The sequence below is a fragment of the Halobacillus massiliensis genome, from assembly GCF_900166625.1.
Classification (GTDB): Bacteria; Bacillota; Bacilli; order Bacillales; family Halobacillaceae; genus Halobacillus_A; species Halobacillus_A massiliensis.
On record NZ_LT800499.1, the window covers coordinates 2974772 to 2989160 of the forward strand.

General features: G+C 40.3%; 19 protein-coding genes. 7 read left to right on the top strand and 12 right to left on the bottom strand.

Annotated features, from left to right (window positions below; translation table 11 throughout):
• The coding region (locus tag B7E06_RS21975; protein WP_218672919.1) for a hypothetical protein at positions 1-249 on the top strand (249 nt) is incomplete at its 5' end.
• Here B7E06_RS21975 and B7E06_RS14785 read toward each other — a convergent pair.
• Together B7E06_RS14785 and B7E06_RS14790 are read right to left on the bottom strand one after the other, a co-directional pair.
• Entirely contained in the window at positions 219-578 is a 360-nt protein-coding gene (locus B7E06_RS14785) for a YlbF/YmcA family competence regulator (RefSeq protein ID WP_082234728.1), read from the bottom strand. The genes B7E06_RS21975 and B7E06_RS14785 overlap by 31 nt on opposite strands.
• A 90-nt stretch (positions 579-668) precedes the next feature.
• The gene (locus B7E06_RS14790) at positions 669-1802 is read right to left on the bottom strand and encodes a DUF445 domain-containing protein (protein ID WP_082234729.1); all 1134 of its coding nucleotides are present in this window, start codon (positions 1800-1802) and stop codon (positions 669-671) included.
• A 155-nt stretch (positions 1803-1957) separates the two neighbouring features.
• On the opposite strand from B7E06_RS14790, the gene B7E06_RS21910 reads away from it, so the two are divergent.
• Entirely contained in the window at positions 1958-2116 is a 159-nt protein-coding gene (locus B7E06_RS21910) for a hypothetical protein (protein ID WP_179134063.1), read from the top strand.
• 32 nt (positions 2117-2148) lie between these two features.
• On the opposite strand, the gene B7E06_RS14795 is transcribed toward B7E06_RS21910, so the two are convergent.
• Entirely contained in the window at positions 2149-2430 is a 282-nt protein-coding gene (locus B7E06_RS14795) for a metal-sensitive transcriptional regulator (RefSeq protein WP_082234730.1), read from the bottom strand.
• Positions 2431-2542: 112 nt separating this feature from the next.
• Between B7E06_RS14795 and B7E06_RS14800 the strand changes: the two genes are divergently transcribed.
• Complete coding sequence (locus B7E06_RS14800; protein WP_082234731.1) at positions 2543-3436, top strand: PucR family transcriptional regulator; 894 nt, start codon at positions 2543-2545, stop codon at positions 3434-3436.
• A gap of 127 nt (positions 3437-3563) precedes the next feature.
• Entirely contained in the window at positions 3564-4661 is a 1098-nt protein-coding gene (locus tag B7E06_RS14805; RefSeq protein WP_082234732.1) for an ABC transporter ATP-binding protein, read from the top strand.
• 129 nt (positions 4662-4790) lie between these two features.
• Here the strand turns inward: B7E06_RS14805 and B7E06_RS14810 are convergent, their stop codons facing one another.
• Both B7E06_RS14810 and fumC read right to left on the bottom strand, forming a co-directional pair.
• The gene (locus tag B7E06_RS14810; RefSeq protein ID WP_082234733.1) at positions 4791-4991 is read right to left on the bottom strand and encodes an alpha/beta-type small acid-soluble spore protein; all 201 of its coding nucleotides are present in this window, start codon (positions 4989-4991) and stop codon (positions 4791-4793) included.
• A 118-nt stretch (positions 4992-5109) separates the two neighbouring features.
• A complete protein-coding gene (gene fumC / locus B7E06_RS14815) occupies positions 5110-6498 on the bottom strand; it encodes a class II fumarate hydratase (protein WP_082234734.1) in 1389 nt (462 codons plus the stop codon).
• 315 nt (positions 6499-6813) lie between these two features.
• On the opposite strand from fumC, the gene B7E06_RS14820 reads away from it, so the two are divergent.
• Positions 6814-7725 (top strand): zinc dependent phospholipase C family protein, encoded by a 912-nt coding sequence (locus B7E06_RS14820; protein WP_082234735.1) that lies wholly within the window; start codon positions 6814-6816, stop codon positions 7723-7725.
• A gap of 2 nt (positions 7726-7727) precedes the next feature.
• On the opposite strand, the gene B7E06_RS14825 is transcribed toward B7E06_RS14820, so the two are convergent.
• The gene (locus B7E06_RS14825; protein ID WP_082234736.1) at positions 7728-9023 is read right to left on the bottom strand and encodes an MFS transporter; all 1296 of its coding nucleotides are present in this window, start codon (positions 9021-9023) and stop codon (positions 7728-7730) included.
• A gap of 107 nt (positions 9024-9130) precedes the next feature.
• Here B7E06_RS14825 and B7E06_RS14830 point away from each other — a divergent pair, with 107 nt between their 5' ends.
• Positions 9131-9751, top strand: coding sequence for an NAD(P)-dependent oxidoreductase (locus tag B7E06_RS14830; protein ID WP_082234737.1), 621 nt, complete (start codon positions 9131-9133; stop codon positions 9749-9751).
• Positions 9752-9802: 51 nt separating this feature from the next.
• Here the strand turns inward: B7E06_RS14830 and B7E06_RS14835 are convergent, their stop codons facing one another.
• The 4 genes from B7E06_RS14835 to B7E06_RS14850 form a co-directional block, all read right to left on the bottom strand.
• Positions 9803-10636 (bottom strand): M15 family metallopeptidase, encoded by an 834-nt coding sequence (locus B7E06_RS14835; RefSeq protein WP_082234738.1) that lies wholly within the window; start codon positions 10634-10636, stop codon positions 9803-9805.
• A 107-nt stretch (positions 10637-10743) separates the two neighbouring features.
• On the bottom strand, positions 10744-10986 hold the full coding sequence (locus B7E06_RS14840) for an IDEAL domain-containing protein (RefSeq protein WP_082234739.1): 243 nt from the start codon (positions 10984-10986) through the stop codon (positions 10744-10746).
• A gap of 196 nt (positions 10987-11182) precedes the next feature.
• Positions 11183-11791 carry an NAD(P)H:quinone oxidoreductase gene (gene wrbA, locus B7E06_RS14845; RefSeq protein WP_082234740.1) on the bottom strand — a complete coding sequence of 203 codons (609 nt, stop codon included), beginning with the start codon at positions 11789-11791 and terminating at the stop codon, positions 11183-11185.
• A gap of 123 nt (positions 11792-11914) precedes the next feature.
• Positions 11915-12130 carry a hypothetical protein gene (locus B7E06_RS14850; protein WP_082234741.1) on the bottom strand — a complete coding sequence of 72 codons (216 nt, stop codon included), beginning with the start codon at positions 12128-12130 and terminating at the stop codon, positions 11915-11917.
• A 210-nt stretch (positions 12131-12340) separates the two neighbouring features.
• Here B7E06_RS14850 and B7E06_RS14855 point away from each other — a divergent pair, with 210 nt between their 5' ends.
• The gene (locus B7E06_RS14855; protein ID WP_082234742.1) at positions 12341-13210 is read left to right on the top strand and encodes a cation diffusion facilitator family transporter; all 870 of its coding nucleotides are present in this window, start codon (positions 12341-12343) and stop codon (positions 13208-13210) included.
• Between the two features lie 43 nt (positions 13211-13253).
• Here the strand turns inward: B7E06_RS14855 and B7E06_RS14860 are convergent, their stop codons facing one another.
• Positions 13254-13793, bottom strand: a complete 540-nt coding sequence (locus B7E06_RS14860; RefSeq protein WP_082234743.1) for a GNAT family N-acetyltransferase — start codon at positions 13791-13793, stop codon at positions 13254-13256.
• Between the two features lie 95 nt (positions 13794-13888).
• Positions 13889-14335, bottom strand: a complete 447-nt coding sequence (locus B7E06_RS14865) for a hypothetical protein (RefSeq protein WP_082234744.1) — start codon at positions 14333-14335, stop codon at positions 13889-13891.
• Between the last annotated feature and the right edge of the window lie 54 nt (positions 14336-14389).

Consider the following 14389-nt stretch of genomic DNA (forward strand, 5'->3'; position numbering starts at 1 on the left):
TTCTATCGGCGGTTCTCCTCTTTTTCGACGGTTCTTCTCTCGCTTTCGGCGCTTCTCTCCGCTCTTTCAGCCGTGCTTTTCCTTTCTATCGGCGGCTCTCCTTCTTTTCGACTGTTCTTCTCCCGCTTTCGGCGCTTCTCTCCACTCTTTCAGCTCTTCCACTTTCACCAGTTTCTTTTCAAAAAAAAGCTGCCCCATCAAGGGCAGCTTCAAAGTTATTATTGCTGTGGTTCTTCAGGATTACCGTAAAGCTCTTCAAGAGGCTTCGTGATAATCTTACTGATATCATTAATAACAGTATTTAAACGCTGTTCAGCTTCCATTAGTGTAGAAATTTGCGGATGCTGCTGAACAAGTTCAACTACCTGGCGAGCTTTTTCCACTTCTTCTTCAGTAATTTCTTGTCCTTGCATTTGTTTTTGCTGAAGGTTGATTTGAGTTTGACGGAAATCTTCAAACATGCCTTTCGCTGCTTCATCATTCATTACAGCTTCATAAGCTTCTTTTAAGCCAGTAAATTCTTCGCTTTCGCGGATTGCTTTTTCGAGATCATAGGCGTGATCATATAAGTTTGCCATAAATAAAATGTACCTCCTAGGTTTGTTCAGTGTTAAACTCCTTCCCCACTATAACAAACATCACTTATCATGTATAGGCTTATGGTCTTCTTACAGAAACAGGACGAGTATTCCCTGAAACAGCCCGATGATTCCGCCTAATAATGCGCCGAGGTACGTAATCATTTTAAATTCGCGCCTCGAGATGCCAAGAACCATTTCTTCGAGTCGGCCGACATCGAATGATTCCACTTCCTCCTGCACGATTTCTGATAATTTCATGGACTGCATCATTCGATCGATCCGCTCTGCCAGCATTGCCGTTACTACAGGTATCAAGGCTGGAATAAAATCAGTAATCAGCTTTGATTTAAATGGGGCTGCCCATTCTTTAATTGAAGTATTCAGCCACTGTTCCAGAGGGAGGGCTTTCGAAACGGTCTGTCTTAAAGCGGAGTGAATATGATCCTTTCCTATTTTTTGTTCATATTCGCCAACTGGCTGATTTAAGGCGGCATGCAATTCGCTTTGAAGCATTCCCTGGAGCCATTCGGTCGTTTCACGTGCGGTTACATAGCGTATAAGCACCGGGTGAACCCTGTCTATCACTCGCTCAGAGCCCATAAAAGATTGAATCATATTACCGAGGAATCCCTGGTTCTCTAAGTAATTGTCAATCAGTGCGCCCACTTTCCATTTTCCTTCCGGACTGTTGAGAAATTCATATACTTTTTCCTGTAGATAATAAGCAAGCTCATTTGTGCCTGCCTCTGCTTTTTTCCGCCAGTTTGCCGGCAGTACATCTTCAACTTTCTGATGACGCCATTCGTTCATGAGCTGCTCATATCTCTGTTCGACCACTGTGTGTAAAGATTTTTCTAAAGAATCCTTATCTACAGTAAGATTCACTTTTTCAAGTGTGTTTTTTAGGCTTTCTGGAGATGATAATAACTTTTCAACTTCTCTTTGGGCGAAGCTGGTTAATTTGTTTTGAAAATTTGTTCCTTCTATGTTTTTCTTAAGCCCTTCAGCTGTCAGTAAGTGTTCGACAACCGTTCGTCCCATTTGTTTTGCCAGATCGTTCTGACGCTTTGGAATAAGCCCTGGAGTAAAAGGCAAACGGAATTTCCCCATATATATGGCGCGATATGGACGAAAAAGCATCCGTATGGCTAAGGAATTCGTCAGTCCACCGATCACTGCTCCAATCGCGACCATTAGCGATATTGTTATAAATGTATTCATATTAACCCCTCATTTCACTACATGCACTGAAATCCATTATAGATGAATCTTTTCCCCTAAGCCAATAGGAAATGCATCCTCTCCATTACCAGCCAATAATTGCCTTATTTGTTTAAGGGCTTGTCGAAAATAATAGGAATAAGGAGGTGATTTATATGGACAAAAAAGATAACAAAGTAGCAGAAGGTAAGGACCGCTTTGAACTCGATATCGATCGAATGATCAATGAAGGGATGGCAGGCGGCAGACCTGTAGCAACAAGAGGCCGTGAGCAAATTGAGGAAGCACATCCCATTCCTGAACAGGAAAAATAAAAAATGATGATGCCTCTTAAAGGCATCATCATTTATCTACTCTTAACAATCATACTAACAGCTTCATTAATTAATTCTTCTGCAGACTCGCCGTCTTTCTCTGCTTCCTTTATACAGGTTTCGAGGTTTTTTGCGACGATATAACCGATTGCACGATCGATCGCAGAACGAGCTGCTGAAAGCTGGGTAATGACGTCTTTACATTCTTTATCTTCTTCCATCATCTTCAACACGCCGCGTATTTGACCTTCTACACGCTTCAGTCTATTTTTCGTTTCCGGTGTGTATTCATATTTATTCTTAACGTCTGCCACATTCTTTCCCCCTAAACGTACTTAATAAAAATCATGTATAATATAGTAACTGTAAAGCTTAATTATATTTTATCATAATAGAAAATTTAATTGAAAAAAAAGGAGATTTAATATGTCTCTGCTTAATCAGCTAAGAAAAAATTATCCTTCTTTAATTTTAATTGAGGAAGACAAGCCTATCGATGAGGAATCATACGAGTTGTTTCGTACGACGGAAGAAGAGATCGTTGGAATTGCACGAGATGAAATAAACAGCCGGGAACTTGATCTTTTACATATTATTCTGAAACCGTATAAGGAAGCTGGCCTTAGTTCAAAAGAGAAAGCCTGGCAAAACTTCCTTGAAAGAAAAAAGGAGGAGCTGCGGATAAAACCGCTGCCTGATAAAGTACGCTTTATTTTCTTCTCAATATCTGACGAAAATATAGAGAGAGAAGCTTTTCAGGAAGCGATGCAGGCACTCTTTCCCAATACCATGCCTTTTATATGGAAAAATCATCATGAAGGTGCAGTTATTGAAGAATTTACGGAAGAAGGACAGGATCCCATTGCGTTCGGATCTATTGTGGATGTGCTTATGAGTGACTTTTATACGAACATACAGCTTTATATTAGTGAGGATGTATATAATCTTAAGGAAGCTCCAGACCAATTCGCCTGGGCAGAAAAATGCTTTTTGCTCGCTAAAAAGTATCAATCCGGTAAAGTTACGTCATTAAAAGAAGTTGTCCCTTATCTTTACATTGATGCTTTATGTAAAGAAGATCGCGACCAATTGAAAAAGTCGCTTCTTAAAGATGTTTCGGAGGACACAGAACTACTTCAGACAATTGAAGTTTTTCTGGAATCAGGATCCAATACAACCTTAGCTGCCAAGCAGCTCTTTATGCACCGCAATAGTCTCCAATACCGTGTGGATAAATTTATTGAGAAGACAGGTGTTGATATAAAACAATTTGACCGGGCAGCGATTATTTATTTATTACTTGCCGAACTTAATCATTAATCGACAAAGTGCACAAAGATTCTAAAAATTCTTTGTGCACTTTGTCCATTTATTTTACCCCTCTTGTCCGATAGACTGAAATTAATCAAGAAAGCGATTTCACACTTTCACACAGGGGGTTTCACTAATGGCAGAGTTAAAATTAAAAAGCATTGATAAGATTTATGATAAAAAAGTAAAAGCGGTAGATGATTTTAATCTACATATTGGCGATAAAGAATTTGTTGTATTTGTAGGACCATCAGGTTGTGGTAAATCTACAACCTTACGTATGATTGCCGGTCTTGAAGAAATTAGCTCCGGAGATTTCTTAATTGATGACAAACGAATGAATGATGTAGCTCCAAAAGACCGCGATATCGCAATGGTATTCCAAAACTATGCTCTTTACCCGCACATGAATGTATACGATAACATGGCCTTTGGTCTTAAGCTGCGTAAAATGGACAAGAAAGAAATCGAACAGCGTGTTAACAATGCAGCTAAAATCCTAGGGCTTGAAGCTCTTTTAGATCGTAAACCGAAAGCGCTATCTGGCGGTCAGCGTCAGCGTGTTGCTCTTGGACGTGCCATCGTACGTGATGCTAAAGTGTTCCTAATGGATGAGCCTTTATCAAACCTTGATGCAAAGCTTCGTGTTCAGATGCGTGCCGAAATTCAAAAACTTCACCAGCGTCTGCAGACGACTACTATTTATGTAACACACGACCAAACAGAAGCGATGACAATGGCTACGCGACTTGTTGTAATGAAGGATGGAATTATCCAGCAGGTCGGTGCGCCTAAAGAAGTATATGATAAGCCCGAAAATGTCTTCGTTGGAGGATTTATCGGGTCACCTGCCATGAACTTCTTCCACGGTACACTTGAGGAAGGACTTGTCAATCTTGCTGGTACTACTCTAGCCGTTCCAGAAGGAAAAATGAAAACACTTCGCGAACAAGGCTATATTGGTAAAGAAATTGTTTTAGGTGTGCGCCCTGAGGATATGCATGATGAACAGCTGTTTATCGATGCAAACTCTGATAAAACAATCAACGCAGACATTGAGGTTGCCGAATTAATGGGAGCAGAATCCTATTTATACTCTCGCGTCGGTGATCAGGAATTTGTCGCTCGAGTAGACTCGCGTTCTGATATTCATGGCGGTGATAAAATTCAACTGGCGTTTGATATGAACAAAGCACACTTCTTCGATGCGGAAACTGAAGACCGAATTCGCTAAAATATGACAAAAAACAGCTTCCACCAGGAGGCTGTTTTTTAGTTTCTCTTCTATATAAGATGATAAGAACTTTTTAATAGGAAATAAATAAGGAGAAAGGGCGCACCCTTTCTCCTCCTTCAAAAATTATTAACGTTGTTGTCCACCGAACTGTTGTTCAGCCATTTGTACAAGACGTTTAGTGATTTCTCCACCTACAGAACCGTTAGCACGGGAAGTAGAATCAGCACCAAGTTGTACTCCGAATTCCTGAGCGATTTCGTATTTCATTTGGTCTAAAGCTTGTTGTACACCAGGTACAAGTAGCTCGTTAGATCTGTTGTTAGCCATTTTTGTCTCACCTCCTGTGTGTAATTCTAGTATGATCACAGACCAATTTTTTTATCACAAAAAAACATTGGTAAATACAGGTATTTTTTTACTGAGACAAAAATGGCGTAATTAATGCTTAGGCATTAGGCTTGGTCATTGCTTTTGGATCTACATACTTTTCGAATTCCTCTTCTGAAAGAAGATCAAGTTCTACGGCAGTTTGTTTTAATGTCTGATTCTTTTCAAAAGCCGTTTTGGCGATTTTCGCTGCATTTTCATATCCAATGTGAGGGTTTAGTGCTGTCACAAGCATAAGGGAATCGCGCAGATACTTTTCAATCTGCTCATGGTCTGGCTCAAGCCCTGTAACACAACGTTCGTCAAAGGATACCATGCTGTCAGCTAAAAGCTGGGCAGATTGAAGGAAATTAAAAGCAATTACCGGCTTAAATACATTCAGCTCAAAATTCCCCTGACTTGCAGCAAATCCAATCGCTGCGTCATTTCCCATAACCTGTGCCGCCACCATTGTAATGGCTTCACTTTGTGTTGGATTTACTTTTCCAGGCATAATAGAGCTTCCAGGCTCATTTGCTGGAATAATAATTTCACCAATTCCACAGCGCGGTCCGCTTGCAAGCCAGCGTACGTCATTAGCAATTTTCATAACATCGGCTGCCAGCGCTTTTAATGCTCCATGGGTATGAACAAGTTCATCATGAGAGGTTAAAGCATGGAATTTGTTTGGTGCGGAAACAAATGAATTGCCTGTTTCCTTATTAATCTGTGCTACAACTTTCTCAGAAAAATCGACATGGGCATTCAAGCCAGTACCGACAGCTGTACCGCCAATAGCCAGTTCTTTGACGTATTGACTGCTTTCTTTAATCATATTCTCCGTTTTTTCAAGCATACGATGCCAGCCGCTGATCTCCTGGCCTAAAGTAAGTGGAGTAGCATCCTGCAAGTGTGTACGGCCGATTTTCACGATATCTTGAAACGCTTCCATTTTCTCTTTTAATGTATTCTTCAGCTGGGCAAGTGCCGGCAGCAGAACTTCTTCAACTTTACGGACAGACGCAATATGCATAGCTGTCGGATAAGTATCATTCGAACTTTGTGATTTATTCACATCATCATTTGGATGAAGGCGAAGATCACTATTTTTTGAAGTTAAGTATTCATTACCGACATATGCGATCACTTCATTTACATTCATATTTGACTGTGTGCCGCTTCCTGTCTGCCAGACAACTAATGGGAAATGTTCATCAAGCTCTCCCTTAAGAATCTGGTCAGCTGCATGGGCAATCGCCTCAGCTTTTTCGTTTTCAAGCAGGCCAAGTTCTGCATTGGCCAAAGCTGCGCTTTTCTTTAAAACGGCAAAGCCTTCAATAACTTCTTTAGGCATTTTTTCCTTGCCGATTGGAAAGTTTTCTTTACTACGCTGGGTTTGTGCTGCCCAGTACTTATCACCAGGGACTTTTATTTCACCTAGTGTGTCCTTTTCGATACGATAACTCATGAGGATCCTCCCTTTGTAAGTAAGCTACAGCCTAATTGTATCAATATTCTTACAAAGATTCATTACTGATTCAATGGAAACTGTCGAAAAAACTCATTTTAAAATAATCAGACTATTTAAATTTTTCTAATTATAATGTATGATAAGGACAACTTAAAGAAAGGAGGCAGAAACAGTCCGTACTACATACGCCATCTAAGGAGGGATAGTAAGTAACAGCTGTTTTTGCTTGATCTTTTCCGAAATGGGTAAATGGTTAAAAAAAGAGCCTATGGGTAGGCTCTTTTTTATGGAGAGATTTAAGGAGGGAGTTTCATGCCGAATATTTGGACACATATCATTTTTGCTGAAGACCTGTGCAGGAATTTGGGAAGAGACGATATCATCGATACTTCCAGCCGTTTTTTTTATATGGGAGCACAAGGACCCGATCCTTTGTTTTATTATAACTTCTGGCCGAAGTTATCAGACAAGGGAGTACCTGAACTCGGTACGAGAATGCATACCGAAAACTGCGGTGCGTTTCTCCTTCAACTAATTATGGAAGGAAAGACACTAAAAAACCAATCACAAGCTTACATTCTGGGCTTTGTGAGTCATCATATACTCGATCGAAACACACATCCTTACGTTCATTACAGGGCGGGATATAAAGATAATGACCATCAGAAGCTTGAAGTAGCTATAGATACACTTATGCTTGAGAAATACCGTAATATAGAACCATGGTCAGAACAGGTTCATTTAAAAATTCGTTTAACCAAGCCGGAAAGGAAACATATCTCAAGCTGGCTGCTGCCTCTGATCGCCAATCATTATCCTGTAAATGAACTTCCTAAAGAATACCTGTCTGGATCTTTCCGTGACATTACCATTGCCCAGAGCATCTTTTACGATCCTTACGGCTGGAAAAAAAACTTGATCGGTGCTTATATATCTCCTTATTCCCACAGACCTATTGAAGACCCTGTTGATTATCTAAATGAAAACAAAACGGAATGGCGGCACCCTGCTACTAATGAACCTCACTATACTTCTTTCCAGGAACTTTATAAAGATTCATTAAAAGAGGCTGCCCCGCTCATGGAAGAAATTCTTTCGTACTGGAGTTCACCGAGTACGGATGGCTGGGAAAAAATTAAATGTCTTGTAAAAAACGATTCATATGATACCGGAAAACCGCTGGCATTGAAGCTGAAAAATGTGTATGCAGACCCTATTTTTTAACATTATGTTTCAATAACAGTTTCATGAAGGTGATTGGTCTGCTCCACAGCCTGCCTTTCTCCTTCTTCCACATTTACAATTTTCAAAAGAATAATCCCGACAATAAAGAAAAAAATGAGGGAAAGAATTCCAATCCGGCTCGATCCTGTCAATTGACCAACGAGGGCAAAAACAAAAGGACCAAATACGGCTGAGAATTTTGCCGATATGTTGTAAAAGCCAAAATACTCCGCATGTCTGTCATTCGGGACCATTTTCCCAAATATTGATCGGCTGAGTGACTGAGCCCCGCCTTGAACCATTCCTACACAAATAGCAAGCAAATAGAAGTGAAGAGCTGAAGTCATAAAGTAACCAAGACCGACGATAACTAAATAAACATATAAAGATAGGGTTAAAGCTTTTTTAGCAGATATTCTTTCTGCTAAAAATCCAAAGAAAAAGGTAAACGGAATTCCAACAAACTGAGTAATTAACAGAGCTATGATTAAAGATGAGCTGTCAATACCGATATCGCGGCCATAAATTGTGGCCATTTTTATAATGGTGGAGATTCCATCATTAAACAGCCAGAACGCTAATAGAAATACCAGCAGGTGTTTAAATTGACGTATCTCTTTAAACGTTTGTTTTACTCTTCTAAAGCCGATCACCGGGTAAGACTTTGTTCTGATTACTTTTTGTTTTCTACTTTCTTTTATGTTTGTAAACAATGGAATAGAGAATACCAGCCACCATATACCGACTGAAATAAAAGCAAGCCGGGTTCCCGCCAACGTATCCGGCAGGCCAAACCATTCATATTTCATGATCATCAGCAGGTTTATAGCAAGAAGGATGCCTCCTCCGATATATCCAAATGCAAAGCCCCATGAAGAAACTTTATCTATGGATTGACGGTCAGAAACTTCCGGCAGGAAAGCGTCGTAGAAAACATTCCCCCCAGAAAAACCAATGGTTCCTATGATAAGCAGAAGAGAAGCTAAAAGATAATCCCCTTCTCCCACTAAAGCGAGCATTGAACTTGCTATCATGCCAAGAAAAGCAAAAAACATGAGGAATTTTTTCTTCGAAGAAGTATAATCACTAATAGCTCCGAGCAACGGCGCTAATACAGCAACTAACAGCACAGCGATTGATTGGGAGTAGCCCCAGTAACTGGCGGCCAGTGACTGATTTACCCCTTTCGCTGCTACATCATAGTAAAATATGGGGAGAACAGCAGCCATAATAGTAGTGGCAAATGCAGAATTACCAAAGTCATACATTACCCAGCTCATTACCGGTTTCTTTTTCATAAGCTTCCCCCATCCTCAAAGTATCATTTCTTATGTTAAGCTTAGCAAAAGAACAAGTATAATAGTTTGAATTTTTATAATATTTTTATGAGACAAGGAGTTATTTTATGAGAATTGCTGTTTTTGGAGCTACAGGGAGAGTTGGTTCCCGTGTCACTCAACTAGCTTTGAAGGAGGGCCATGAAGTCCAGGCGCTTGTAAGAGATCTAAATAAAGCTCATTCATTGATCCCAGGCGCTCGGCTTATTGAAGGAGATGCTATAGATTCTAAATCCGTTGAGAAAACATTAGAAGGCTGTGACTTGGTTTTTAGCGGGTTAAGCACTGATAAAGCTTATACATTAACAAAAGCAATCCCTCTCATCATTGCCAGTATGCATGAATTTGAGATCTCAAGGATTATAACGATCGGTACAGCAGGTATTTTAAACAGCCGTTACGAAGAAGGCAAATTTCGTTTTCAGACAAGCGAGTCTAAAAGGAGATCAACTTTTGCAGCCGAAGAGCATGCAAAGGTGTATGAAGCCCTTACAAAAAGTTCTCTCGATTGGACCATTCTCTGTCCAACTTATTTACCAACTGGAGACTCAGAAGGGACCGTCCGGTTTGAAGAAAATTTACTGCCCGAGGGTGGAAAAAAGATCACCGTTGAAGACACCGCTCAATTCGCCTATCAAGAACTAATCAATCAGAAATTTCATAATACAAGAATTGGCCTCAGCTATTAGAAGAGGCTCTTTGATCTATAAAAAAAGAAGCCTCTTTTTTAAGAGACTTCTTTATTCTTCGTAAAAACCGAAAAACTCTTCTAAAGTACTGCCAGATTCATGGATTTCAGTCGATATATCTTTCCCCACATATCGTAAATGCCACGGCTCATATTCATATCCGGTTATATTTCTTGTACCTTTTAAGTAACGAATAATAAATCCATATTCATGGGCGTGTTCTTCAAGCCACTTTCCTTCTTCTGTCTCAATAAAATCCTGTTCAAGTTTAAAAGCCATCTCTGGAGATGTTACGTCCATAGCAAGCCCTGTCTGGTGCTCACTTGTACCGGGTCGAGCAGAAAACTTATCGGCCTCTTCCTGTCCACGCTGATTCACATTACTTTCATAAATAGCTTCCTGCCTGTCATAAGAACGATAACCGGAAGCAGCATATAATTCCAGCCCTTCCACCTCTGCCCCTTTAAATAATTCTTCTAAGGCATTGGCAGCTTCAGGCTGCATATATTTTTTGGGCTGATCGCCATCAAAAGGAAAAGGAACATCAGGAATGATTAATTCTTCGGGCTCGTAATCTTCGGGTAATTTCCTTTGTTTGTTTACAACAACCTCTTTAATATCAGGCTCTGAAACAATCGTCAATCCATCTTCATCTACTTCTTCATCTAAATTTTCGGCATAAGCATAACTTGCTTCTTTTTCCTTTGATTCCTGAGTATTTTCTTCTTTAGTCTCTTCTTTTTGCTGGCTCTCTTCTGATGAATTATTATTTTGCTCTGCTGACTGGTTTTCTTCTGAATTTTCCTGCTGATTGGACATTGAACAGGCTGTAAACAGCAGGGACAGGCTAAACAAAACCAGTAAGGTGATTACTCTTGATCGCATGCCATACATACCTTCCTCATTGTAATACTTATTGTATTACTATAACACTGATTAATTTTAATTGTACATAAAAAAAGCGCCATTTTATAAATGGCACTTTTGCTTTATTATTCCCAAGTAAAAGGCTGATACTTTTCACTTAATCGCTGGAACTCTTTGCGATCATTATTAGCAATTGCAATGTTAATTTCTTTATCTAAACGTTCCTTGTTAAACTGAAAACTTATTTCATCCATAAACAACCTTGAGGCTAACTTAATACCATAGGACAATTCTCTCTTAGCAGTAATTTCACGATTCCTAAAGCCAGGATCTCTACGCAGCACATATATGAGTTTTTGCTTTCTCATGAGAATACCCCCTAATTGCTTTTTTCTATTATGCAGGATTTCCAAGTATTAAGCAACAATATTCTGAATATTTAGTTATATAATACCCCATAAACAGGTTTTTAAACCTTGATATGACTGGGTTTGCGTAGAGAAAAAATTTTAAAAGGAATTTGTTTTATCTATATCATTCTCTATCTTTTGAGAAGGATTTTATTTACCCATTCACCATTTTTTCAGCCACTTGAAGTGTACGGTTCACCTGATGACGTACCGCTCCTTCGATATCTTCTTTCATATTTCCCTCTCCATCAACCGTCACACTCGTTCCATAAGGATTTCCGCCTCCTGAAAAGATAGAGTTATCCGAGTAGCCTGGTGAAACAACAATGGCTCCCCAGTGGAACATTGTAGTGTACAGGCTAAGTATAGTAGCTTCCTGTCCACCGTGCGGGTTCTGAGCAGAAGTCATGGCACTGACCACTTTATTCACGAGTTTCCCCTGAGCCCATAGACCTCCTGCCTGATCAAGGAACTGTTTAGTCTGAGCCGGCAGGGTTCCAAATCTTGTAGGAGAACTGAATATATACGCATCTGCCCACTCCAAATCTTCAACTTGTGCTTCAGGCACTTGATCTTTTGTAGCCAGGTAGTGTTCTTTCCAGGCTGAATTCTGCTCAATAGCAGACATTGGGGCAAGCTCCGGTACACGGACGAGCTTTACGTCAGCTCCCCATTTGTTCGCAGCGTCTTCTGCCCACTGCGCCATTTTATAGTTAGTGCCAGTGGAACTGTAATAAATGACAGCCAATTTTACATTTGCCAATTGTAAACAACCTCCTAATTTATTTTAAATTTTTTTACTGATGGAGTTATACAAATATTTACCCTGACACCTTATATTTCAAACTAAAGAATCTTCTATTCAAGATAGTTAGCAATAGATTAACTACCCTGTTAAATCCATGGGATCGGTGTAGGTCCAGTAGCATTCCTGCCACCTTTGTTCAATGGCCAGTTCTTCAAAAGTATGAGCCCCGCTGTTATAAAAGCTCAGTAAAGCCTCTTCTACACTTTCTTTGCCAGGATCATATTTCACAGGTACTGTTTTGAAAAATTTCAACCCTTGAATGGTTCCTTCAATTACAATTTTCTCTTCAATCATAATTATTTCCCCTCTCTGGTCAATAATAATGAAGACATTTTGGTAACTTTTCCCCCTGTCAGGTCATAAGTAACCCTTTGAAAGTTGAGTAAACTCAACTAAGCTACCCATCTGCAAGGGATATGTATAAGGGTAGCTTTTTTTCTCTAGACCCACTCCCACAAAGTTTGGTAAGCTATACCCTGCTATTAAAAGAGCGGAGGAGATTGTATGAGCGAGATTGAAAAATTAAAACAGGGAGAGCGAGGTGCCTGGGTAAGCATTATTGCCTATCTGATTTTAGCTTCAGCTAAACTAACCATAGCCTCTGTTGGGAGTTCTGAAGCTCTACGTGCAGATGGACTGAATAATGCAACCGATATAGTAGCTTCTATTGCTGTATTAATTGGGCTTAAAATTTCCCGGAAACCGCCTGATAAAGATCACCCCTACGGTCACTTTCGGGCCGAAATTATTGCTTCATTAGTTGCTGCCTTCATTATGGTCGTAATCGGTTTAGAGGTGCTATCGGGAACTTTTGTTAATATTATACGTCAGGAAGCAATTGAGCCTTCGTCACTGACAGGCTGGACAGCCTTGGTGGCGGCTATCTTTATGTATGGGGTTTATCGGTATAATTTAAATTTATCAAAAAAAGTGAGCAGCAAAGCTTTAAATGCAGCGGCCCAGGACAATCGTTCCGACGCTTTAGTCAGTATTGGCGCAGCTATTGGTATTTTTGGAGCGCAATTCGGTATTTATTGGCTTGATCCTCTTGCTGGGTTTATTGTCGGTTTAATTATTTGCAAAACGGCATGGGATATTTTTGAAGATGCCACACACCACTTGACGGATGGTTATGATGAAAAAGATTTAATGGAAATTAGAGAACTCATTGAAGCACATCCTAAAGTTACGGCTGTAAAAGATGTGAAGGGACGTCAGCAGGGGAATCGGGCAATTATTGAAGCAACCATTCACGTAAGTCCAACGATCACTATTGAAGCAGGTCATAACATAACAGATGAGGTTGAAATCATTCTGGAGAATCAACTAAATATTCGGTATGCTCATATTCATGTAGAGCCTTCTGATATTTAAAAAAACGGCGTCAGGGGATGGCCTTCTCCCCCGGCGCCGTTTTTTAACTAATTTTAAATTGTGATACAAGTTCAGAGAGGTTTTCCCATCCATAAGCTGTTTCTTCATAGGTTCCCTGACCGATCGTAACTTCTTCCGCTTCCACAGGGGCTGCTCCAAACTTTCTGTAAAAATCTGCAGATGGGTTTCTCGTTAAAATCCAGACGAGCAGTGAATGATATTCATGCTTATGCATTTCTTCAGCAAATCTCTGAAGAAGCCGGCTTCCGTATCCCTTTCTTTGATAGCGGTCGAGCAGATAAACTGCATAAATTTCTCCGTCATAATTATATTTTTTCGTCCGTTCCTTTCCTCCTGAAATAAACCCAACAAGTTCACTATGCTCATTTTCAATAACGAGAGCTATTTGTCCGTTTACTGGAGCCTTCAGAATTGTTTCCCATAAGGCAATTCTATTTTCTAACGTAATGTTGCTTAAATCCTGTTCGTCTATTAAATCCTTATATGTAGATTTCCAGCTTTCAATATGAATATTTGCAATTTGTTCAGCATCTTCAAATTTAGCTTTTCTTACCTGCATCATGTCGTTCTCTCCCTTTCTCCAAGTGGATAATCCTATTTTATCAAAAAAAGCGATACCACGCTTGTGGTACCGCTTTAAATGTCTATGTGAATATTTTACATGCACTGAAAGCTTGCAATCCGGTTTGTATCAATTCCAAAGTAAACCCAGCGCTGTTGGTTTGGACGCCATCTAAATCCTGCCACTGATGTTCTTCCAATAAAGGTAGGATAAAACCAGAATCGATTGCCATTATTAAGTCTTATCCACGTGTATCTGTAAAGACATCCCCACAGAGACCCGGGATCAACGGCATACAGCTGGGGAGATCCCACAGCTTCTGCTGGAGGACTGCTGGGAGGAGGAGGGAGCTGTCCCGGCGAGATTTGGCCTCCTGGGACTCCTCCAGAGCCTCCAGGAAATCCTCCAGGACCACCAGGAAACCCACCTCCAGGCGGCGGTCCTCCTGGAACTCCTCCAGGGCCGCCCGGGCCAAACCCTGGATAACCCCCAGGCGGTCCTCCCGGTCCCCCGGGAATTCCCGGTACAAACTGTCTATACATAACGTCCATTCCCTTCTATATGAAGATTCCTTATACGTTATGCTTTTTCTTAAT

Excerpts from the sequence above, each read along its gene's own strand:
- B7E06_RS14785 (WP_082234728.1), bottom strand. The coding sequence starts at position 578 with ATGGCAAACTTATATGATCACGCCTATGATCTCGAAAAAGCAATCCGC.
- B7E06_RS14790 (WP_082234729.1), bottom strand. The coding sequence starts at position 1,802 with ATGAATACATTTATAACAATATCGCTAATGGTCGCGATTGGAGCAGTG.
- B7E06_RS21910 (WP_179134063.1), top strand. The coding sequence starts at position 1,958 with ATGGACAAAAAAGATAACAAAGTAGCAGAAGGTAAGGACCGCTTTGAA.
- B7E06_RS14800 (WP_082234731.1), top strand. The coding sequence starts at position 2,543 with ATGTCTCTGCTTAATCAGCTAAGAAAAAATTATCCTTCTTTAATTTTA.
- B7E06_RS14805 (WP_082234732.1), top strand. The coding sequence starts at position 3,564 with ATGGCAGAGTTAAAATTAAAAAGCATTGATAAGATTTATGATAAAAAA.
- B7E06_RS14810 (WP_082234733.1), bottom strand. The coding sequence starts at position 4,991 with ATGGCTAACAACAGATCTAACGAGCTACTTGTACCTGGTGTACAACAA.
- fumC (WP_082234734.1), bottom strand. The coding sequence starts at position 6,498 with ATGAGTTATCGTATCGAAAAGGACACACTAGGTGAAATAAAAGTCCCT.
- B7E06_RS14820 (WP_082234735.1), top strand. The coding sequence starts at position 6,814 with ATGCCGAATATTTGGACACATATCATTTTTGCTGAAGACCTGTGCAGG.
- B7E06_RS14825 (WP_082234736.1), bottom strand. The coding sequence starts at position 9,023 with ATGAAAAAGAAACCGGTAATGAGCTGGGTAATGTATGACTTTGGTAAT.
- B7E06_RS14830 (WP_082234737.1), top strand. The coding sequence starts at position 9,131 with ATGAGAATTGCTGTTTTTGGAGCTACAGGGAGAGTTGGTTCCCGTGTC.
- B7E06_RS14835 (WP_082234738.1), bottom strand. The coding sequence starts at position 10,636 with ATGCGATCAAGAGTAATCACCTTACTGGTTTTGTTTAGCCTGTCCCTG.
- B7E06_RS14840 (WP_082234739.1), bottom strand. The coding sequence starts at position 10,986 with ATGAGAAAGCAAAAACTCATATATGTGCTGCGTAGAGATCCTGGCTTT.
- B7E06_RS14850 (WP_082234741.1), bottom strand. The coding sequence starts at position 12,130 with ATGATTGAAGAGAAAATTGTAATTGAAGGAACCATTCAAGGGTTGAAA.
- B7E06_RS14855 (WP_082234742.1), top strand. The coding sequence starts at position 12,341 with ATGAGCGAGATTGAAAAATTAAAACAGGGAGAGCGAGGTGCCTGGGTA.
- B7E06_RS14860 (WP_082234743.1), bottom strand. The coding sequence starts at position 13,793 with ATGATGCAGGTAAGAAAAGCTAAATTTGAAGATGCTGAACAAATTGCA.
- B7E06_RS14865 (WP_082234744.1), bottom strand. The coding sequence starts at position 14,335 with ATGTATAGACAGTTTGTACCGGGAATTCCCGGGGGACCGGGAGGACCG.